An 18,180-nucleotide genomic window follows, 5' to 3' on the forward strand; every position below is an offset into this window, starting at 1 on the left:
TTGAAACTATGCGGCAACCAAAGCCGCGATACGAAAAATAGAAACGCCAGAAGGCGTTGAAAGGAGTCAGAAATGGGAATCAAAACCTATAACCCATATACACCTTCCAGAAGAAATATGACAGGTTCTGATTTCTCCGAGATCACAAAGACAACTCCGGAGAAGTCCTTAGTAGTTTCTTTAAAGAAGAACGCTGGTCGTAATAACCAGGGTAAGATCACCGTTAGACATCAGGGCGGTGGAAACAGACAGAAATACAGAATCGTTGACTTCAAGAGAAATTCCAAAGACGGAATTCAGGCAACTGTAATCGGTATCGAGTACGATCCGAACAGAAGCGCTAACATCGCTTTAATCTGCTACGCAGATGGTGAGAAGTCCTATATCCTTGCACCGCAGGGCCTTACAAACGGCATGAAGGTTATGAGCGGCGAGCACGCAGAGGCTAAGGTCGGCAACTGCTTACCGTTATCCTTAATTCCGGTTGGTGCACAGGTTCACAATATCGAGCTTTTCCCGGGCAAGGGCGGCCAGATGGTTCGTTCTGCAGGAAACGCTGCACAGTTAATGGCTAAAGAAGGAAAATACGCTACACTTCGTTTACCGTCCGGCGAGATGAGAATGGTTCCGATCGAGTGCCGCGCAACAATCGGTGTTGTAGGCAACGGCGACCACAACCTTGTTAAGATTGGTAAAGCAGGTAGAAAACGTCACATGGGTATCCGCCCGACAGTCCGTGGTTCCGTTATGAACCCGAATGACCATCCGCATGGTGGTGGTGAAGGTAAGACTGGTATCGGCCGTCCGGGTCCGTGCACACCGTGGGGCAAGCCTGCTCTTGGTCTTAAGACTAGAAAGAAAAACAAACAGTCTAACAAGTTAATCGTAAGAAGAAGAAATGGTAAGGCGATTTCATAATCGATAGGAGGTAAAACGATGGCTCGTTCACTTAAAAAAGGACCATTTGCAGACGCTAGCTTACTGAAGAAGGTAGACGCTATGAACGAGGCAGGACAGAAACAGGTTATCAAGACCTGGTCCCGCCGTTCTACAATCTTCCCGCAGATGGTTGGTCATACAATCGCAGTACATGACGGCAGAAAGCATGTACCGGTATACGTAACAGAAGATATGGTTGGTCACAAACTTGGTGAGTTCGTTGCTACAAGAACTTACAGAGGCCACGGCAAAGACGAGAAAAAGTCCGGACGTAAATAATAGATACGCTTTGAAAGGAGGTTCCAGTAATGGCTAAGGGACATAGAAGTCAGATTAAGAGAGAGAGAAATGCCCAGAAGGATACAAGACCGTCTGCAAAGCTGTCTTACGCAAGAGTATCCGTTCAGAAGGCTTGTTTCGTATTAGATGCCATCAGAGGCAAAGATGTTCAGACAGCACTTGGTATTGTAACTTACAATCCTAGATATGCTTCCAGCTTAATCGAGAAATTATTAAAATCTGCAATCGCAAATGCTGAGAACAACAACGGCATGAACGCAGAGAACCTGTATGTGGAGGAGTGCTACGCATCTCAGGGACCGATTATGAAGAGAGTAAAACCGAGAGCACAGGGTAGAGCTTACAGAATCGAAAAGAGAATGAGCCACATCACCATCGTGCTGAACGAGAAATAATAGGAGGCAGTTATGGGACAGAAAGTTAATCCACACGGCATGAGAGTCGGCGTTATCAAAGACTGGGATTCCAGATGGTACGCTGAAGCTGATTTCGCTGACAACCTCATCGAGGATCATAAAATCAGAACTTACCTTAAGAAGAGATTATACAGCGCTGGCGTTTCCAAGATCGAGATCGAGCGCGCATCTGATAGAGTTAAAATTATCGTTTTCACAGCAAAACCGGGCGTAGTTATCGGTAAGGGCGGATCTGAGATCGAGAAGGTCAAAGCTGAAGTTCAGAAGATGACTGCTAAGAAGGTATTTGTAGACATCAAGGAAGTTAAGAGACCGGACCGTGAAGCTCAGCTTGTTGCAGAGTCCATCGCTCAGCAGCTTGAGAACCGTGTTTCCTTCCGTCGTGCTATGAAGTCCACAATGTCCAGATCCATGAAGGCTGGCGTTCTTGGTATCAAGACAGCTGTTGGCGGACGTCTTGGCGGTGCTGATATCGCACGTACAGAGTTTTACAGCGAGGGAACAATCCCGCTTCAGACATTAAGAGCAGATATTGACTATGGTTTCGCAGAGGCAGATACAACTTACGGCAAGCTTGGCGTTAAAGTTTGGATCTACAAAGGCGAGGTTCTTCCGACTAAGGGAAATAAGGAAGGGAGCGATAAATAATGTTAATGCCGAAAAGAGTAAAGCGCCGCAAACAGTTCCGTGGAACTATGGCCGGTAAAGCTTTAAGAGGAAATACAATCTCCAACGGTGAATATGGCCTTGTTGCCCTTGAGCCGTGCTGGATCAAATCTAATCAGATCGAGGCAGCCCGTGTTGCCATGACTCGTTACATCAAACGTGGTGGTAAAGTTTGGATCAAGATTTTCCCGGACAAACCGGTAACAGCTAAACCGGCTGAGACTCGTATGGGTTCCGGTAAGGGCGCTCTTGAGTACTGGGTAGCAGTAGTTAAACCGGGCCGTGTTATGTTCGAAATCGCTGGCGTTCCGGAGGAAACAGCAAAGGAAGCTCTTCGTCTTGCTATGCACAAACTCCCGTGTAAGTGTAAAATTGCTTCCAAGGCAGATTTAGAAGGCGGTGATAACAGTGAAAACTAATAAGTATGTAGAAGAATTAAAAGCGAAAACCGCTGCAGAGTTAAATGAAGAATTAGTTGCAGCAAAGAAGGAGCTCTTCAACCTGAGATTCCAGAACGCAACCAACCAGTTAGATAACACAAGCAGAATCAAAGAGGTTCGCAAGAACATCGCAAGAATTCAGACTGTTATCACAGAGAAGGCAAGAGTTGCTAACTAATCCCGTATCGGTGAAGAACCCCAAGGCATGCTTGCGGGTTGATTAGTTGTCATTATGACACACGCCGATGCGTGTAACAAATCGATTTTGAAAGGAGATTATCCGTCGTGGAAAGAAATCTTAGAAAAACACGTACTGGTAAGGTAGTTAGCAACAAGATGGACAAGACAATCGTCGTTGCTATCGAGAACCACGTAAAACATCCGTTAATCGGAAAGATCGTTAAGAAGACATATAAGTTAAAAGCTCATGATGAGAAGAATGAGTGCAATATCGGCGATACAGTTAAAGTGATGGAGACAAGACCGTTATCCAAGGATAAGAGATGGAGACTTGTTGAAATCGTCGAGAAAGCAAGATAATTGATTCGAGGAAGGAGTATCAGGCATGATTCAGCAGGAATCCAGATTAAAGGTTGCCGATAATACAGGTGCAAGAGAACTGCTTTGTATCCGCGTTATGGGCGGTTCTACAAGAAGATATGCTAACATCGGTGATGTAATCGTAGCCTCCGTTAAAGAAGCAACACCAGGCGGCGTTGTTAAGAAGGGCGATGTAGTCAAAGCCGTTGTAGTTCGTTCTGTAAAAGGCGCACGTCGTAAAGACGGTTCTTATATTAAATTTGATGAGAACGCAGCAGTTATCATCAAAGATGACAAGACTCCAAGAGGAACCCGTATTTTTGGGCCGGTCGCAAGAGAGCTTCGTGAGAAACAGTTCATGAAGATCGTATCTCTGGCTCCGGAAGTATTATAAGGAGGTGCCAGGTAATGCATAAAATCAAAAAAGATGATATGGTAAAGATCATCGCAGGTAAAGATAAAGATAAAACTGGTAAAGTTCTGAGCGTAGACACCAAGAAGAACGAAGTTGTCGTTGAAGGCTGCAACATGGTAACAAAGCATACCAAACCGAGCCAGACAAACCAGAACGGCGGAATTGTTCATCAGGAAGCTCCGATCGACATCTCCAACGTAATGCTGTTCGTTGACGGAAAAGCTACAAGAGTTGGCTTTGAAGTTAAAGACGGTAAGAAAGTCCGCGTTGCTAAGGCAACCGGTAAAGTAATTGACTAATAGCAGAGAGGAGGAAACACAAGTTGGCTAGATTAAAAGAAATGTACCAGAACGAGATCGTTGAAGCAATGATCAAGAAATTTGGTTATAAGAATATCATGGAAGTGCCGAAGCTCGATAAGATCGTTATCAACATGGGCGTAGGCGAAGCAAAAGACAACGCGAAAGTCCTTGACTCTGCAGTTCGTGACCTTGAGATCATCACAGGTCAGAAGGCAGTCCTTACAAAGGCTAAGAAGTCTGTCGCAAACTTCAAACTCAGAGAGGGCATGGCTATTGGATGCAAAGTTACCCTTCGCGGCGAGAAGATGTATGAGTTCGCTGATCGTCTGATCAACCTCGCTCTTCCGCGTGTACGTGACTTCCGCGGCGTTAACGCTAACGCATTCGACGGCAGAGGTAACTACGCACTCGGCATCAAGGAACAGTTAATTTTCCCGGAAATTGAATATGATAAAGTTGACAAGGTCAGAGGTATGGACATCATCTTCGTTACAACCGCTAAGACTGACGAGGAAGCTCGTGAACTGTTAACATTATTCAACATGCCGTTTGCAAAGTAATTAGGAGGATTTATCCATGGCTAAAACTTCAATGAAGATTAAACAGCAGCGTCCGGCAAAGTTCTCCACAAGAGAATACAACCGCTGCAGAATCTGTGGTCGTCCACATGCATATCTGAGAAAATATGGCATTTGCCGTATCTGCTTCCGTGAGCTCGCTTACAAGGGCGAGATCCCGGGCGTAAAGAAGGCAAGCTGGTAGGATTTAGCTGCTTAGAAAAGCGTCAGAAGTCAGGTGGGAACATCGTGTTTCCCCGCCTGGCCGTGCAGAGAAGCGCTTAATAGGCTGACTGGTCCCGTTCTTCGACCACAGGGAAAAGAACTTCCCTATACATCGTAACAACGCCTATAAGGAAAACTTGTTTTCCCCAGGCCGAACAACACTCCTGTGCAGCGCGAATGATTCGCGAACCACAGTGACAAACCAACAATCCATTAGGAGGAAATATAATCATGACAATGAGCGATCCGATTGCAGATATGCTTACAAGAATTCGTAACGCAAACACTGCTAAACATGATACAGTAGATGTTCCGGCTTCCAAGATGAAATTAGCTATCGCTGATATCCTTGTAAGAGAAGGCTACATCAAGAAATATGACATCGTTGAGGACGGTGCATTCCAGACAATCCGCATCTCCTTAAAGTATGGCGCTGACAAGAACGAGAAGATCATCTCCGGAATCAAGAAGATCTCCAAGCCGGGCTTACGTGTATACGCTGGCAAGGAAGATATGCCGAAGGTACTTGGCGGACTTGGTATCGCTATCGTATCCACAAACCAGGGCGTAATCACTGACAAGCAGGCTAGACAGCTTGGTGTCGGCGGCGAAGTTCTTGCATTTGTTTGGTAATTATTCCCATTGATGTTATCGCACCCCGCCTGCAAAGCTGAACATTGATCCAGCAGGGCGGAGTTTGCGTGCGTCTGGAGGCAACTTCAGACCAGATATAACATAGAAACTGAAAACAGAAAGTGTAAAAGCACTTTCCGAGAATCTAAGTAGGAGGTAAAAGGCATGTCACGTATTGGTAGAATGCCGGTAGCGATTCCAGCAGGCGTAACTGTAACAATCGCAGAGAACAACAATGTGACCGTTAAAGGTCCGAAGGGAACACTGGTAAGAGATTTACCGGTAGAGATGGAAATCAAAGAAGAAGATGGACACATCGTCGTAACAAGACCGAACGATTTAAAGAAGATGAAATCTTTACACGGTCTTACAAGAACGCTAATCCATAACATGATCCAGGGTGTTACTGAAGGCTACGAGAAGAAGCTTGAGGTAAACGGTGTTGGTTACAGAGCTCAGAAGCAGGGCAAGAAGCTCACACTTTCCCTTGGTTACTCCCATCCGGTAGAGATGGAAGATCCGGAAGGTATCGAGACTGTTCTTGATGGACAGAACATCATCATCGTTAAGGGCATCAGCAAAGAGAAAGTCGGCCAGTATGCAGCTGAAATCAGAGAGAAGAGAAGACCGGAGCCGTATAAGGGCAAAGGTATCAAGTACGCTGATGAGGTTATCAGACGCAAAGTTGGTAAGACTGGTAAGAAATAATTTAAGGAGAGTGTAAAAATGGTTAGCAAGCAGTCAAGAAGCGAAATCCGCAGAAAAAAACACTATAGATTACGCAATCGCTTTGCTGGTACAGCAGAGAGACCGCGTTTAGCAGTGTTCAGAAGCAATAATCATATGTATGCTCAGATCATCGACGATTCCGTTGGACATACTTTAGTATCTGCTTCCACTCTTGAGAAAGAGATCAAAGCAGAGTTAGAGAACACAGATACCGTTGATGCAGCTGCATATATCGGAACCGTAGTAGCTAAGAGAGCAATCGAGAAAGGCATCAAAGAGGTCGTTTTCGATAGAGGCGGTTTCATTTATCAGGGTAAGATTCAGGCATTAGCAGATGCAGCCCGTGAGGCTGGTCTCGTATTCTAATAGAGAGGAGAAAACAGCATGAAGCGTACAATCATTGACGCAAGTCAGTTAGAGTTAAATGACAAAGTTGTTGCCATTAAGCGCGTATCCAAGACTGTTAAAGGTGGACGTACCATGAGATTTTCCGCTCTGGTAGTAGTAGGAGACGGCAATGGTCACGTAGGCGCAGGCCTTGGTAAAGCAGGTGAGGTTCCGGAAGCTATCCGTAAAGGTAAAGAAGCTGCTATGAAGAACCTTGTAGAGATCCCGATGGATGAGAACAAGAGCATCCCGCACGACTTCCTTGGCGAGTTCGGAAGCGCTTCCGTACTGATCAAGAGAGCTCCGGAAGGTACTGGTATCATCGCTGGTGGTCCGGTTCGTTCCGTAGTAGAGCTTGCAGGCATCAAGAACATCCGTACAAAGTCTTTAGGTTCCAACAACAAGACAAACGTAGTTCTCGCAACAATCGAAGGTCTTACAAAGTTAAAGACTCCAGAAGAGGTTGCTAAGAACCGCGGCAAATCTGTTGAAGACGTTGTTTGCTAATAGGAGGATAATAAAATGGCAGAGAAGTTAAAAATCACATTAGTAAAATCCCCTATCGGCGCTGTTCCGAAGCAGAGAGCGACAATCGAAGCACTTGGTTTAAAGAAGATGCACAAGACTGTCGAGATGCCGGATAATGGTGCAGTTAGAGGCATGATCCAGAATGTCAGACATCTGGTTAAAGTTGAAGAAATCTAATTGATATAAAGTAAGGAGGTGCAGTGATGAACTTATCTAATTTACATCCTGCTGAAGGATCTAAGCATAGTGATAGTTTCAGAAGAGGCCGTGGTCACGCTTCTGGAAATGGTAAGACAGCTGGTAAGGGACATAAGGGCCAGAAGGCACGTTCCGGCGCACCGAGACCTGGTTTCGAGGGCGGCCAGATGCCGTTATACAGACGTCTTCCGAAGAGAGGATTTACAAACATCAACTCCAAGGAGATCGTTGGAATTAATGTAAGTGTATTAGAGAGATTTGAGAATGACTCCGTAGTATCCGTTGAGACATTACTGGAGACAGGTGTGATCAAAAACCCGCAGGACGGCGTTAAGATTCTTGGTAACGGAGAGTTAACAAAGAAACTTGTCGTTAAAGCCAATGCTTTCAGTGAAGGCGCAAAAGCTAAAATTGAGGCAGTAGGTGGAACCTGCGAGGTGATCTAATATGTTAAAATCCTTACAGAAAGCATTTAAGGTGAAAGAAGTCCGCGACAGACTTCTTTACACCTTTATGATGCTTGTAGTCATCCGAATCGGCTGCTGTCTTCCGATACCGGGCGTTGATCCGAGCTATCTGCATGATTTCTTTTCAAATCTGCAGAACTCTGGAATGGGATTCTTTAATGCGATCACAGGAGGATCTTTCTCCTCCATGTCTATCTTCGCATTGAGTATCACCCCGTATATCACATCTTCCATCATTATGCAGTTACTCACAATTGCAATTCCGAAGCTTGAGGAAATGCAGAAGGACGGTGAGGATGGAAGAAAGAAGATTGCAGAGTACACCAGATATCTTACCGTCGGCCTGGCTCTCTTTGAGTCCTGCGCAATGGCAGTTGGCCTTGGCGGAAAGGGACTTCTTCTCGAAGACCACCGTAACATCTGGGGATATCTTACGGTCGTAGCCGCTATGACCGCAGGTTCTGCTCTTCTGATGTGGATTGGCGAGAGGATTACAGACAATGGAGTAGGAAACGGTATTTCCATCGTACTTCTGATCAATATCGTATCTGGTACTCCGCAGGATATGATGACATTATATGAGCGCTTTATGGCAGGCAGATCAGTTGCAGTCGCAACTGTATCAGGCATCATTGTACTGGCAATTATCGTTGCGATCGTTGTCTTTGTCCTCGTTTTAAACGATGCAGAGCGCCGGATCCCGGTACAGTACAGCAAGAAGATGCAGGGCCGCAGAATGATCGGCGGACAGTCTACCTACATTCCGTTGAAGGTAAACACCGCGAACGTTATTCCGGTCATCTTCGCTTCTTCCATCATGTCAATGCCGGTTATGATCGCTCAGTTCTTCCACGTTGATTATTCAACCATCGCTGGAAAGATCCTGTTAGCGTTGAGCTCATCCAACTGGTTTAAACCGGAAGCTCCGGCTTACTCCATTGGTATGCTCGTATATATCGTATTAGTCGTACTGTTCGCGTATTTCTATACGTCCATTACGTTTAACCCACTGGAAGTTGCTAATAATATGAAGAAGTCCGGCGGCTTTATCCCGGGCATCCGCCCAGGTAAGCCAACCTCAGACTACCTCAACAATATCTTAAACTATATTGTATTTATCGGTGCCTGCGGATTGGTGATCGTGTGCATTATCCCGATCATCGCATCCGGTCTCTTCTCTGTCGGCAATCTTTCCTTCGGCGGCACATCCCTGATCATTATTGCAGGTGTAATCCTCGAGACGATCAAGGCTGTGGAGTCTATGATGCTTGTAAGAAATTACAAGGGATTCTTAAATGATTGATCAAATAGAGAAATAGCAGCAGCTGCGTGCTGAAAATCGGAGCGGGCGGAAAGATGCTTTTCGCCCGCTTTTTCGGTTTTTTAGGACGAGTGGAGGAAATTACAATTATGAAAATCATTATGTTGGGCGCGCCGGGAGCCGGAAAAGGCACCCAGGCACAGAGAATCGCGGAAAAGTACGGAATCCCGCACATTTCCACCGGAGACATCTTCCGGGCAAACATTAAGAACGGAACAGAGCTTGGCAAGAAGGCAAAAGCATTCATGGACCAGGGACTTCTTGTTCCGGACGAACTGACGGTTGATCTTGTTATGGACAGAATCAGCCAGCCGGACTGCGAAAAGGGATACATTCTCGATGGTTTCCCGCGTACGATCCCGCAGGCAGAGGCCCTCACAGAGGCTCTTGCCAAAAAGGGAGAGGCGATCGATTTCGCGATCGATGTTGACGTACCGGACGAAAAGATCGTTACCCGTATGGCAGGCCGCCGTGCATGCGTAAAGTGCGGAATGACTTATCACATCGTATATGCTGCTCCGAAGAAGGAAGGCATCTGCGACAAGTGCGGCGCTGAACTCATTTTAAGAGACGATGATAAGCCGGAGACTGTTACAAAACGTCTTTCTGTTTATCATGAGCAGACGCGCCCGCTCATCAGCTTCTATGCGGATAAGCACGTCCTCTACACCGTAGACGGAACGCAGAATATGGAACAGGTATTTGAGGCTATCACAAAGATTTTAGGAGCTTAAAATAATGGCAGTAACAATTAAATCGCCGAGAGAGATCGAACTGATGCGAAAAGCCGGAGAAATTCTGGCGCAGGTGCACGAGGAGCTGCATGCAGCTGTTCACCCGGGAATGTCCACTCTGGACATCGATAAGCTGGGAGAGCGTCTGATCCGCAGCCATGGATGTATTCCTTCCTTTAAAAATTACAATGGATATCCTGCATCCATCTGCGTGTCCGTAAATGATGAGATCGTACATGGAATCCCGAATAAGCACCGTATTTTAAAGGATGGCGATATCGTCAGCCTTGATGCGGGGACGATCTATAAGGGATACCATTCCGACGCAGCCCGCACCTGGGCAGTAGGAAACGTCTCCCCGGAAGCACAGAAACTGATGGATGTCACAAAACAGTGCTTTTACGAAGGTATTAAATTTGCGAAAGCAGGCAATCATCTGAATGATATCTCCACGGCAATCCAGGCATACGCCGAAAAATTCGGCTATGGCGTTGTCCGCGAGTTGGTTGGACATGGAATTGGTACCCACCTTCATGAAGATCCGGAGGTCCCGAACTTTGCGACAAAGAGAAGGGGAATCCTTTTACAGCCGGGTATGACTCTGGCCATTGAACCGATGATCAATGCCGGCACACCGGATGTAATCTGGATGGACGATGACTGGACCGTTGTTACAGCAGATCATGCCCTGTCCGCTCACTATGAGAATACGATCCTCATCACTGAGGGCGAGCCGGAGATCCTTTCCCTGCGCCCGGGCCTTGAATAGGAGGGTCCAGCATGGAAATGACCCCGGGATTCCTGGCAAGATCGATTGCCGGAAATGACAAGGATAAAATTTATGTCATATCGGAGGATCTTGGAACATACGTTTCTCTGCTTGCAGAAAACGGCCGGGTCCTCCGGAAAAATAAAAAGCATGTCCAGATCATTAAGAAACGAAACAGGAGGTAAATTTTATGTCTAAGGCTGACGTAATCGAAATCGAAGGCGTCGTTGTTGAGAAGCTGCCGAACGCTATGTTCCAGGTTGAACTTGAGAATGGTCACAAGGTATTAGCTACCATCAGTGGAAAACTGCGTATGAACTACATCCGTATTCTTCCGGGTGATAAGGTAACATTAGAGATGTCCCCTTACGATTTATCCAAGGGACGTATTATTTGGAGAGATAAATAGTATCCTTGACAAAGGGCTAAAAAAGTTGAAGAAAACCAATAAAAACGCTTGATTTTCCGGCAAGGAAGTGTTATAATGCTCAAGCGAACTTTGTTGGAACGCTTGTATTATGCCCATTTTCAGGTGCTTTTTATACAGGTATAGCAACCCGTAATGCCGTTCCCAGATGGCACGGAATCGGTGTGTTTCCGGCAGTAAAGGGAAGCGGACTACGAAGGAAAGGAGAATTACTGTGAAAGTAAGATCATCAGTAAAACCGATTTGCGAGAAGTGCAAGGTTATTAAGAGAAAAGGCAGTATCAGAATTATCTGTGAAAATCCTAAGCACAAACAGAGACAGGGCTGATGCCGCAATTTGCCTGTATTTTTTCGCGCGGCTTTGACATGAAACGCGAGAGTGCGTTGTTGTGTCGGCAATAACTATTTCTACAATATTTAAATGGAGGTACCACTCATGGCTCGTATTTCAGGTGTTGATTTACCAAGGGAAAAACGTGTCGAAATCGGCTTAACTTATATCTACGGTATCGGTAGAGCAAGTGCAGACCGTATTCTTGCTGCGGCTGGTGTAAATCCTGACACACGTGTAAAGGATTTAACCGATGACGAAGTAAAGAACATTGCAGCAGTAATCGCTGAGACTCAGACTGTTGAAGGTGACTTACGTCGTGAGATCGCTTTAAACATCAAGAGACTTCAGGAGATCGGATGCTACAGAGGTATTCGTCACAGAAAGAGTCTTCCTTGCCGTGGTCAGAAGACCAAGACAAACGCAAGAACATGCAAGGGTCCGAGAAAGACTGTTGCAAACAAGAAGAAATAATTATCAGTAACAAATGTTTTGAATCACGTTGCATGTTTTAAAGACAGGAAACAGGGTTCAGTAAATGAGAAAGTAGGTTAGTTTAAAATGGCTAAAAAAGTGTCCACTGCTAAAAAAGTGACAAAAAAGCGTGTAAAGAAAAACGTTGAACGCGGACAGGCGCACATCCAGTCATCTTTTAACAACACAATCGTGACATTAACAGATGCACAGGGTAATGCCTTATCTTGGGCAAGTGCAGGCGGTCTGGGATTTAGAGGTTCAAGGAAATCTACTCCATATGCAGCACAGATGGCTGCAGAAACTGCAACTAAGGCAGCTCTTGTACATGGTTTAAAATCCGTAGACGTTATGGTTAAAGGACCGGGATCTGGCCGTGAGGCTGCTATCCGTGCCCTTCAGGCATGTGGTCTTGAAGTAACAAGCATTAAGGACGTAACACCGGTTCCGCACAACGGATGCCGTCCGCCAAAGCGTAGAAGAGTCTAATTAGGAGGAAGTAAAATGGCAGTTGATAGAGTTCCTGTTCTTAAAAGATGCAGATCCCTTGACCTTGATCCCATTTATTTAGGAATAGATAAAAAATCCAACAGAGAATCTAAAAGAGCAAACAAGAAGATCAGTGAGTATGGTCTTCAGTTAAGAGAAAAACAGAAAGCTAAGTTCATCTATGGCGTTCTGGAGAAGCCGTTCCGTAACTACTACGATAAGGCTGAGCGTTTAAACGGACAGACAGGTGAAAACCTTATGATCCTTCTTGAGCGCAGACTTGACAACGTTATCTTCCGTCTTGGTTTCGCAAGAACAAGAAAGGAAGCTAGACAGATCGTTGACCACAAGCACGTTCTTGTAAACGGCAAGTGCGTAAACATCCCGTCTTACCTTGTAAAGGCTGGCGATGTTGTTGAGATCAGAGAAAAGAACAAAGGCGACAACCACTACAAGCTGGTTCTCGAGACCACAGCTGGCCGTCTTGTTCCGGCATGGTTAGAGTCTGACCATGAGAACTTAAAGGGCGAGATCAAAACTCTTCCGACAAGAGAAGAGATCGACGTTCCTGTAAACGAGATGCTCATCGTCGAGTTATACTCCAAATAATTCACCGGAGCGGTTTTTACAAAGTATCTGGCCATTTCCGGCCGGATGCTTTGTGTTCTAAAAGAACGCTTCGTGGCATTTGTCAAAGCATACCCAAAAGGAGGGGCTTTTTGTGTTCGATTTTGAGAAACCAAACATTGAGATTGCTGAGATTTCCGAAGATAAAAGATACGGAAAGTTTGTCGTAGAACCGCTTGAGAGGGGTTACGGCACAACTCTGGGAAATTCCCTGAGAAGAATCATGCTTTCTTCTTTACCGGGTTCTGCTGTCAGCCAGGTGAAAATTGATGGTGTACTTCATGAGTTCAGTTCCATCGCCGGCGTTAAGGAAGATGTGACTGAGATCATTATGAACATCAAGAGCTTAGCAATTAAGAACAACAGTGATACAAACGAGCCGAAGACTGCGTACATCGAGTTCGAGGGTGAGGGTGTGATCCACGCTTCTGACATTCAGACAGATGCTGATATCGAGATCCTGAATCCGGATCAGGTTATCGCAACCTTAAGCGGCGGCGCAGACAGCAAGTTCTACATGGAACTTACGATCACCAACGGCCGTGGCTACGTAAGCGCTGATAAGAACAAGAGCGACGATCTTCCGATCGGAGTTCTCGCTGTAGATTCCATTTATACACCGGTTGAGCGTGTCAATATGTCTGTTGAGAACACCCGTGTTGGTCAGCAGACAGACTACGATAAGCTCACACTTGAGATCTACACAAACGGAACACTGGATCCGGACGAGGCAGTCAGCCTTGCTGCTAAAGTTTTAAGCGAGCATCTGAATCTCTTCATCGACCTCTCTGAGAATGCAAAGACTGCAGAGGTTATGGTTGAAAAGGAGAACAACGAGAAAGAAAAAGTTCTTGAGATGAACATCGACGAGCTGGAGTTATCCGTTCGTTCCTACAACTGTCTCAAGAGAGCAGGTATCAATACCGTTGAAGAGCTTTGCAGCCGCACTTCTGAGGACATGATGAAGGTTAGAAACCTTGGTCGCAAGTCCCTCGAGGAAGTACTTGCAAAGTTAAAAGAACTGGGCTTACAGCTCAATTCCAGCGACGAACAGTAAATTTTGGTTGTGATACATTCACCCGGAAGGTAAGTCCGAAGGGCGCAGAAGGGCGTAGAGCGACTCATTATGGAAAAAAAGGCGGCGGTCCAGTAAGTCCAAAGAAGCGTGGGCGGCTGTTCCACAAATGGAGGAAATTAAATCATGGCAGGTTATAGAAAACTCGGAAGAACTTCCAGTCAGAGAAAAGCATTACTTAGAATTCAGGCTACAAACCTTTTATATCATGGAAAGATCGTTACAACTGAGGCAAGAGCTAAAGAAGTAAGAAAGATCGTTGAGAGCCTGATCGCTCTTGCAGTAAAAGAGAAAGATAACTTCGAGACTGTTAAAGTTACAGCTAAGGTTGCCCGCAAGGACGCTGACGGCAAGAGAGTAAAAGAAGTTGTTGACGGTAAGAAAGTTACTGTATACGACGAAGTTGAGAAGGAAATCAAGAAGGACATGCCGTCCAGACTTCATGCAAGAAGACAGATGGTAAAAGCTCTTTATGACGTAACAGAGGTTCCGACAGCAGCAGCTGGTAAGAAGAAAAACACAAAGAAAGTTGATCTTACAAACAAGCTGTTCAACGAGATCGCTCCGAAGTACGCTTCCCGTAACGGTGGTTACACAAGAATCATCAAGATCGGTCAGCGTAAGGGCGACGGTGCTATGGCAGTTCTGATCGAGCTCGTTTAATTCTAATTTAATACGAAATCGCTGAAGACCGGTAGAATACGTGTGAGCGTGTTCTGTCGGTCTTCTTTTAGTGAGCGCAGAGGAAATACAAGCGGCTGCGAAGCAGAGATTTACTTTCCCTGCGCTACTAACGTGCAAACAGCCTGCGAAGCAGGCAATAGAGCGCGTAATCGCGAGTTTGCGAGTGAGCGGGTGGCCAACGAACTTCGCAGGCAGCAGAGCGTGCAGCGCGAGTTTGCCAGTGGGGGGTGCCCAGGTTGAGCGGACTCATAGTACAAAATAAGACCATAGACACTATCTGATAAATAATGTGTCTATGGTCTTTGTGACTTTCGTGTTTAGTTTATTCCGAGCTGTCTCTGGAACTGCTCAAAGAACTCGTTGAATGCAGCAGCATTTGCCGGGTCTTTCATTAGGTTTGTGATAGTCAGCACATAGAAGAACTCGCCGATGCCGAGAAGAACGGCGATGACGCCAAGGATGATTCCGGCTACTGCAGTGCCTCTGAAGGGCTGGCCTTTTTTTGAAATAATGGCGAAGCAGACTGCGCCGACGCCGCAGATGATAGCGACCGGGAAGGCGAAGCAGCAGAGCGTTAAGAGGGCGAAGATTCCGCTGATCAGAGAGATCGTTGCGAAGGAGTTTTTCTCGCGTCTCGGGCGCTGCGGCTGGTTCTGCCAGCAGGGCGGCTGTCCGTTATTGTACTGATTCTGCCAATATGGTGGCTGACCGTTCTGATGCGGGAACTGCCCGCTGTTCTGCTGATTCTGCCAGTATGGATCCTGTCCAGGATTCTGAGGCGGGACTTGCTGACCGTTGTGCGGACTCTGCCAGTATGGATCCTGTCCGTTATTCTGAGGCGGGATCGGCTGTCCGTTCTGTGGATTATGCCAATACGGATCCTGTCCGTTATTCTGGGGTGGATTCTGCTGGTCCGGCTGTGCCGGATCTGGAGCCTGCGGAACGTTTCCGGCGCTGTGCGGATTCGGATCAGCAGCCTGTGTTTCCTGGTTCATATCTTTATATTCAGATGAATTCTGATCTTCGTAATCTGCCATGAAAATTCCTCCTGTTGTAATTCTGCGGCGCTGCCGCCAAAATGCTCATAGCACTGTTCCCTGATAAAAAAGGCCGGTCAGCCCCTCGATGGTTAAGAAAAATAATACGGAACAGTTACCGTATAGTTTAACATGAAACGCCGTCCATGTCCACATTTAAGTTGCATAAGAGCATGGATTGAATTATAATGGAGAATGACATCTCCGGCGGCTTTATGCTTTCCGGGGTAGAACTAGAAGGAGAAAGAACATGGACATTTTAGGCGTACTGACTGCGGAATTGGGAGTGAAAATGAGCCAGGTCGAGGCGGCTGTGAAGCTCATTGACGAGGGAAACACGATTCCGTTTATTGCCAGATACCGGAAGGAAGTAACCGGTTCCTTAAACGATGAGGTATTAAGAAACCTGGATGAACGATTAAAATATCTGAGAGGTCTTGAAGACCGCAAGACTCAGATCCTCGCATCGATCGAGGATCAGGGAAAACTGACGGCTGATTTAAAGAAGAAGATCGAGGAAGCCGAGACTATGGTGGCGGTGGAGGATTTATACCTGCCGTTCCGCCCGAAGAGAAAGACAAGAGCCAGCATGGCGAAGGAGAGAGGCCTGGAGCCGCTGGCCGATACGATCCTGCTGCAGGTGACAAAAGAACCGATTGAAACACTGGCTACCCAGTATGTCTCCGAGGAAAAAGGCGTTGCAGACGCGAAAGCGGCCATTGACGGCGCAAAGGATATCCTTGCGGAGCGCATCTCCGAGGTGGCAAAATACCGTGCATACATCCGCAATGTGACAAAAGAGGAAGGTTCTATCGTCTCCGCGGCGAAGGACGAGAAGACAGAGTCCGTTTACGAGATGTACTATCATCACGAGGAGCTTGTAAGAAAGTGCGCTGGACACAGGATTCTCGCCTTAAACCGCGGTGAGAAGGAAAAGATCCTGACTGTAAAGATCGCGGCTCCGGAGGAGAAGATCTTACGCTACTTAAATAAGATGGTCATCACCAGAGAGAACCCGGTGACAACTCCGGTCTTACAGGAAGTGATCGCAGACAGCTACAACCGTCTCATCGCCCCGGCAATTGAGCGTGAGGTGAGAAATCTCATGACCGAGAAGGCGGAGGACGGTGCCATCAAGATCTTCGGAAAGAACTTAGAGCAGCTTCTCATGCAGCCTCCGATCGCAGGCCGCGTGGTATTGGGATGGGATCCGGCGTTCCGTACCGGCTGTAAGTTAGCAGTCGTTGACGCCACAGGAAAAGTCCTGGATACCGTGGTCATCTACCCGACCGCACCGCAGAACAAGGTGGAGGACGCGAAGAAGACCTTAAAAAAGCTCATCGAGAAATACAATATCTCCCTGATCTCCGTCGGAAATGGAACGGCTTCCAGAGAGTCCGAGCAGATCATCGCGGAGTTTATCAAGGAGATCCCGGAACACGTCCAGTACGTGATCGTAAATGAGGCAGGAGCTTCCGTATATTCTGCCAGCAAGCTTGCCACAGAGGAATTCCCGAAATTCGACGTGGGACAGAGAAGTGCCGTCTCCATCGCACGACGTCTCCAGGACCCGCTTGCGGAGCTCGTAAAAATCGATCCGAAGTCCATCGGTGTCGGCCAGTATCAGCATGATATGAACCAGAAACATCTGAGCGAGGCTCTTGGAAACGTTGTTGAGGACTGCGTAAATAAGGTGGGTGTCGACTTAAATACGGCGTCCGCATCTCTTTTAGAGTATATTTCCGGTATCTCCAAGGTGATCGCGAAGAACATCGTCGCATACCGTGAGGAGAACGGCGCGTTTACGAACCGCCGCCAGCTCTTAAAGGTCGCAAAGCTTGGCCCGAAGGCATTTGAGCAGTGTGCCGGATTTATGAGAATTGCAGGCGGGGACAATCCGCTTGACGGAACCTCTGTACATCCGGAGTCTTATAAGGCAGCGCTGGAGTTATTAAAGCGTGCAAAGATTGAACCGGAGGAGATCGCGAAGGGCGGCGCGGCCGGAATCAGCAAAAAGATCACAGATTACAAGAAACTTTCCGAGGAGCTTGAAGCCGGTGAGGAGACCTTGAAGGATATTGTAAAAGAGCTGGAAAAACCGGCGAGGGATCCGCGTGAGGAGATGCAGAAACCGATCTTAAGGACCGATGTCCTTGATATGAAGGATTTAAAGCCGGGAATGATCTTGAAGGGAACTGTAAGAAACGTCATCGATTTCGGTGCTTTCGTGGATATCGGTGTCCATCAGGATGGTCTGGTGCATATTTCCCAGCTTTCCAGGAAGTACATCAAGCATCCGCTTGAGGCGGTCAGCGTAGGGGATATCGTTGAGGTGAAGGTTCTCGGAGTGGATATGGCGAAGAAAAGGATTTCCTTATCTATGATATTGGACGAGGAATAAATTCTAAACTATCGATACGAAGGAACGTTTAGTTGACGGAAAAGTCATAAAATCCCTGTGGCAGGAAGA

At 46.7% G+C, this 18,180-nt stretch carries 30 protein-coding genes; 29 read left to right on the forward strand and 1 reads right to left on the reverse strand.

The annotated features are described in order from the left end of the window. The first annotated feature begins 72 nt into the window (after nt 1–72). From rplB to DW826_RS07685, 28 genes are all read left to right on the forward strand, one after another. Nucleotides 73–918 (forward strand): 50S ribosomal protein L2, encoded by an 846-nt coding sequence (rplB, locus tag DW826_RS07555; protein WP_015553841.1) that lies wholly within the window; start codon nt 73–75, stop codon nt 916–918. An 18-nt stretch (nt 919–936) separates the two neighbouring features. Continuing rightward, nucleotides 937–1,218, forward strand: a complete 282-nt coding sequence (gene rpsS, locus DW826_RS07560; RefSeq protein ID WP_015553840.1) for a 30S ribosomal protein S19 — start codon at nt 937–939, stop codon at nt 1,216–1,218. Between the two features lie 29 nt (nt 1,219–1,247). Then, nucleotides 1,248–1,634 (forward strand): 50S ribosomal protein L22, encoded by a 387-nt coding sequence (gene rplV, locus DW826_RS07565; protein ID WP_015553839.1) that lies wholly within the window; start codon nt 1,248–1,250, stop codon nt 1,632–1,634. Between the two features lie 12 nt (nt 1,635–1,646). Then, entirely contained in the window at nt 1,647–2,303 is a 657-nt protein-coding gene (rpsC, locus tag DW826_RS07570; RefSeq protein ID WP_015553838.1) for a 30S ribosomal protein S3, read from the forward strand. Continuing rightward, the gene (gene rplP / locus DW826_RS07575) at nt 2,303–2,740 is read left to right on the forward strand and encodes a 50S ribosomal protein L16 (RefSeq protein ID WP_015553837.1); all 438 of its coding nucleotides are present in this window, start codon (nt 2,303–2,305) and stop codon (nt 2,738–2,740) included. The genes rpsC and rplP overlap by 1 nt, the downstream gene beginning before the upstream one ends. After that, nucleotides 2,730–2,939 (forward strand): 50S ribosomal protein L29, encoded by a 210-nt coding sequence (gene rpmC, locus DW826_RS07580; protein WP_021905521.1) that lies wholly within the window; start codon nt 2,730–2,732, stop codon nt 2,937–2,939. The genes rplP and rpmC overlap by 11 nt, the downstream gene beginning before the upstream one ends. A 107-nt stretch (nt 2,940–3,046) precedes the next feature. Further along, entirely contained in the window at nt 3,047–3,301 is a 255-nt protein-coding gene (rpsQ, locus tag DW826_RS07585; RefSeq protein WP_021905520.1) for a 30S ribosomal protein S17, read from the forward strand. 25 nt (nt 3,302–3,326) lie between these two features. After that, nucleotides 3,327–3,695 (forward strand): 50S ribosomal protein L14, encoded by a 369-nt coding sequence (rplN, locus tag DW826_RS07590; RefSeq protein WP_015553836.1) that lies wholly within the window; start codon nt 3,327–3,329, stop codon nt 3,693–3,695. 14 nt (nt 3,696–3,709) lie between these two features. Next, the gene (rplX, locus tag DW826_RS07595) at nt 3,710–4,015 is read left to right on the forward strand and encodes a 50S ribosomal protein L24 (RefSeq protein WP_015553835.1); all 306 of its coding nucleotides are present in this window, start codon (nt 3,710–3,712) and stop codon (nt 4,013–4,015) included. Between the two features lie 23 nt (nt 4,016–4,038). Continuing rightward, nucleotides 4,039–4,578 (forward strand): 50S ribosomal protein L5, encoded by a 540-nt coding sequence (gene rplE / locus DW826_RS07600; protein WP_021905519.1) that lies wholly within the window; start codon nt 4,039–4,041, stop codon nt 4,576–4,578. A 16-nt stretch (nt 4,579–4,594) separates the two neighbouring features. Next, nucleotides 4,595–4,780, forward strand: coding sequence for a type Z 30S ribosomal protein S14 (locus DW826_RS07605; protein WP_008396318.1), 186 nt, complete (start codon nt 4,595–4,597; stop codon nt 4,778–4,780). A 251-nt stretch (nt 4,781–5,031) separates the two neighbouring features. Beyond that, nucleotides 5,032–5,433: a 30S ribosomal protein S8 gene (gene rpsH / locus DW826_RS07610; RefSeq protein ID WP_117470156.1), complete on the forward strand. Its 402-nt coding sequence runs from the start codon at nt 5,032–5,034 to the stop codon at nt 5,431–5,433. 165 nt (nt 5,434–5,598) lie between these two features. Then, the gene (gene rplF, locus DW826_RS07615) at nt 5,599–6,141 is read left to right on the forward strand and encodes a 50S ribosomal protein L6 (protein WP_015553833.1); all 543 of its coding nucleotides are present in this window, start codon (nt 5,599–5,601) and stop codon (nt 6,139–6,141) included. Nucleotides 6,142–6,159: 18 nt separating this feature from the next. Next, nucleotides 6,160–6,528: a 50S ribosomal protein L18 gene (gene rplR, locus DW826_RS07620; protein WP_015553832.1), complete on the forward strand. Its 369-nt coding sequence runs from the start codon at nt 6,160–6,162 to the stop codon at nt 6,526–6,528. A gap of 18 nt (nt 6,529–6,546) precedes the next feature. Beyond that, the gene (rpsE, locus tag DW826_RS07625) at nt 6,547–7,056 is read left to right on the forward strand and encodes a 30S ribosomal protein S5 (protein WP_015553831.1); all 510 of its coding nucleotides are present in this window, start codon (nt 6,547–6,549) and stop codon (nt 7,054–7,056) included. A gap of 15 nt (nt 7,057–7,071) precedes the next feature. Beyond that, nucleotides 7,072–7,254 (forward strand): 50S ribosomal protein L30, encoded by a 183-nt coding sequence (gene rpmD, locus DW826_RS07630; protein WP_015553830.1) that lies wholly within the window; start codon nt 7,072–7,074, stop codon nt 7,252–7,254. A gap of 26 nt (nt 7,255–7,280) precedes the next feature. Beyond that, complete coding sequence (gene rplO, locus DW826_RS07635; protein ID WP_015553829.1) at nt 7,281–7,721, forward strand: 50S ribosomal protein L15; 441 nt, start codon at nt 7,281–7,283, stop codon at nt 7,719–7,721. Between the two features lies 1 nt (nt 7,722). Further along, a complete protein-coding gene (gene secY, locus DW826_RS07640) occupies nt 7,723–9,045 on the forward strand; it encodes a preprotein translocase subunit SecY (RefSeq protein ID WP_117552443.1) in 1,323 nt (440 codons plus the stop codon). 107 nt (nt 9,046–9,152) lie between these two features. Then, nucleotides 9,153–9,797, forward strand: a complete 645-nt coding sequence (locus DW826_RS07645; protein ID WP_117470223.1) for an adenylate kinase — start codon at nt 9,153–9,155, stop codon at nt 9,795–9,797. 4 nt (nt 9,798–9,801) lie between these two features. After that, nucleotides 9,802–10,566 (forward strand): type I methionyl aminopeptidase, encoded by a 765-nt coding sequence (gene map / locus DW826_RS07650; RefSeq protein ID WP_015553827.1) that lies wholly within the window; start codon nt 9,802–9,804, stop codon nt 10,564–10,566. An 11-nt stretch (nt 10,567–10,577) separates the two neighbouring features. Beyond that, entirely contained in the window at nt 10,578–10,751 is a 174-nt protein-coding gene (locus DW826_RS18220) for a hypothetical protein (RefSeq protein ID WP_015553826.1), read from the forward strand. A gap of 5 nt (nt 10,752–10,756) precedes the next feature. Further along, the gene (gene infA / locus DW826_RS07655) at nt 10,757–10,975 is read left to right on the forward strand and encodes a translation initiation factor IF-1 (protein WP_015553825.1); all 219 of its coding nucleotides are present in this window, start codon (nt 10,757–10,759) and stop codon (nt 10,973–10,975) included. A 232-nt stretch (nt 10,976–11,207) separates the two neighbouring features. Continuing rightward, nucleotides 11,208–11,321: a 50S ribosomal protein L36 gene (rpmJ, locus tag DW826_RS07660; protein ID WP_003022746.1), complete on the forward strand. Its 114-nt coding sequence runs from the start codon at nt 11,208–11,210 to the stop codon at nt 11,319–11,321. Nucleotides 11,322–11,429: 108 nt separating this feature from the next. Continuing rightward, nucleotides 11,430–11,798: a 30S ribosomal protein S13 gene (gene rpsM / locus DW826_RS07665; protein ID WP_015553824.1), complete on the forward strand. Its 369-nt coding sequence runs from the start codon at nt 11,430–11,432 to the stop codon at nt 11,796–11,798. A gap of 87 nt (nt 11,799–11,885) precedes the next feature. After that, entirely contained in the window at nt 11,886–12,287 is a 402-nt protein-coding gene (gene rpsK, locus DW826_RS07670) for a 30S ribosomal protein S11 (RefSeq protein ID WP_015553823.1), read from the forward strand. A 15-nt stretch (nt 12,288–12,302) separates the two neighbouring features. After that, nucleotides 12,303–12,896, forward strand: a complete 594-nt coding sequence (gene rpsD / locus DW826_RS07675; protein ID WP_015553822.1) for a 30S ribosomal protein S4 — start codon at nt 12,303–12,305, stop codon at nt 12,894–12,896. 112 nt (nt 12,897–13,008) lie between these two features. Next, on the forward strand, nt 13,009–13,971 hold the full coding sequence (locus DW826_RS07680; protein ID WP_117470158.1) for a DNA-directed RNA polymerase subunit alpha: 963 nt from the start codon (nt 13,009–13,011) through the stop codon (nt 13,969–13,971). Between the two features lie 144 nt (nt 13,972–14,115). Continuing rightward, nucleotides 14,116–14,652: a L17 family ribosomal protein gene (locus DW826_RS07685; RefSeq protein WP_015553821.1), complete on the forward strand. Its 537-nt coding sequence runs from the start codon at nt 14,116–14,118 to the stop codon at nt 14,650–14,652. Between the two features lie 338 nt (nt 14,653–14,990). Here the strand turns inward: DW826_RS07685 and DW826_RS07690 are convergent, their stop codons facing one another. Continuing rightward, entirely contained in the window at nt 14,991–15,710 is a 720-nt protein-coding gene (locus DW826_RS07690; RefSeq protein ID WP_117552444.1) for a DUF4190 domain-containing protein, read from the reverse strand. 250 nt (nt 15,711–15,960) lie between these two features. Here DW826_RS07690 and DW826_RS07695 point away from each other — a divergent pair, with 250 nt between their 5' ends. Beyond that, nucleotides 15,961–18,111: a Tex family protein gene (locus DW826_RS07695; RefSeq protein ID WP_117552445.1), complete on the forward strand. Its 2,151-nt coding sequence runs from the start codon at nt 15,961–15,963 to the stop codon at nt 18,109–18,111. Nucleotides 18,112–18,180 lie beyond the last annotated feature (69 nt).

The sequence above is a fragment of the Clostridium sp. AM34-11AC genome (genome assembly GCF_003435375.1).
Taxonomy (GTDB): domain Bacteria; phylum Bacillota; class Clostridia; order Lachnospirales; family Lachnospiraceae; genus Pilosibacter; species Pilosibacter fragilis.

Excerpts from the sequence above, each read along its gene's own strand:
- rpsM (WP_015553824.1), top strand. The coding sequence starts at position 11,430 with ATGGCTCGTATTTCAGGTGTTGATTTACCAAGGGAAAAACGTGTCGAA.
- rplP (WP_015553837.1), top strand. The coding sequence starts at position 2,303 with ATGTTAATGCCGAAAAGAGTAAAGCGCCGCAAACAGTTCCGTGGAACT.
- DW826_RS07690 (WP_117552444.1), bottom strand. The coding sequence starts at position 15,710 with ATGGCAGATTACGAAGATCAGAATTCATCTGAATATAAAGATATGAAC.
- DW826_RS18220 (WP_015553826.1), top strand. The coding sequence starts at position 10,578 with ATGGAAATGACCCCGGGATTCCTGGCAAGATCGATTGCCGGAAATGAC.
- rpsE (WP_015553831.1), top strand. The coding sequence starts at position 6,547 with ATGAAGCGTACAATCATTGACGCAAGTCAGTTAGAGTTAAATGACAAA.
- DW826_RS07605 (WP_008396318.1), top strand. The coding sequence starts at position 4,595 with ATGGCTAAAACTTCAATGAAGATTAAACAGCAGCGTCCGGCAAAGTTC.
- rplO (WP_015553829.1), top strand. The coding sequence starts at position 7,281 with ATGAACTTATCTAATTTACATCCTGCTGAAGGATCTAAGCATAGTGAT.
- rplF (WP_015553833.1), top strand. The coding sequence starts at position 5,599 with ATGTCACGTATTGGTAGAATGCCGGTAGCGATTCCAGCAGGCGTAACT.
- DW826_RS07645 (WP_117470223.1), top strand. The coding sequence starts at position 9,153 with ATGAAAATCATTATGTTGGGCGCGCCGGGAGCCGGAAAAGGCACCCAG.
- rpsK (WP_015553823.1), top strand. The coding sequence starts at position 11,886 with ATGGCTAAAAAAGTGTCCACTGCTAAAAAAGTGACAAAAAAGCGTGTA.
- rplV (WP_015553839.1), top strand. The coding sequence starts at position 1,248 with ATGGCTAAGGGACATAGAAGTCAGATTAAGAGAGAGAGAAATGCCCAG.
- map (WP_015553827.1), top strand. The coding sequence starts at position 9,802 with ATGGCAGTAACAATTAAATCGCCGAGAGAGATCGAACTGATGCGAAAA.
- rplB (WP_015553841.1), top strand. The coding sequence starts at position 73 with ATGGGAATCAAAACCTATAACCCATATACACCTTCCAGAAGAAATATG.
- rplX (WP_015553835.1), top strand. The coding sequence starts at position 3,710 with ATGCATAAAATCAAAAAAGATGATATGGTAAAGATCATCGCAGGTAAA.
- DW826_RS07685 (WP_015553821.1), top strand. The coding sequence starts at position 14,116 with ATGGCAGGTTATAGAAAACTCGGAAGAACTTCCAGTCAGAGAAAAGCA.
- DW826_RS07695 (WP_117552445.1), top strand. The coding sequence starts at position 15,961 with ATGGACATTTTAGGCGTACTGACTGCGGAATTGGGAGTGAAAATGAGC.
- rpmD (WP_015553830.1), top strand. The coding sequence starts at position 7,072 with ATGGCAGAGAAGTTAAAAATCACATTAGTAAAATCCCCTATCGGCGCT.
- rpsC (WP_015553838.1), top strand. The coding sequence starts at position 1,647 with ATGGGACAGAAAGTTAATCCACACGGCATGAGAGTCGGCGTTATCAAA.
- secY (WP_117552443.1), top strand. The coding sequence starts at position 7,723 with ATGTTAAAATCCTTACAGAAAGCATTTAAGGTGAAAGAAGTCCGCGAC.
- infA (WP_015553825.1), top strand. The coding sequence starts at position 10,757 with ATGTCTAAGGCTGACGTAATCGAAATCGAAGGCGTCGTTGTTGAGAAG.
- rplR (WP_015553832.1), top strand. The coding sequence starts at position 6,160 with ATGGTTAGCAAGCAGTCAAGAAGCGAAATCCGCAGAAAAAAACACTAT.
- rpsD (WP_015553822.1), top strand. The coding sequence starts at position 12,303 with ATGGCAGTTGATAGAGTTCCTGTTCTTAAAAGATGCAGATCCCTTGAC.
- rplN (WP_015553836.1), top strand. The coding sequence starts at position 3,327 with ATGATTCAGCAGGAATCCAGATTAAAGGTTGCCGATAATACAGGTGCA.
- rpsS (WP_015553840.1), top strand. The coding sequence starts at position 937 with ATGGCTCGTTCACTTAAAAAAGGACCATTTGCAGACGCTAGCTTACTG.
- rpsH (WP_117470156.1), top strand. The coding sequence starts at position 5,032 with ATGACAATGAGCGATCCGATTGCAGATATGCTTACAAGAATTCGTAAC.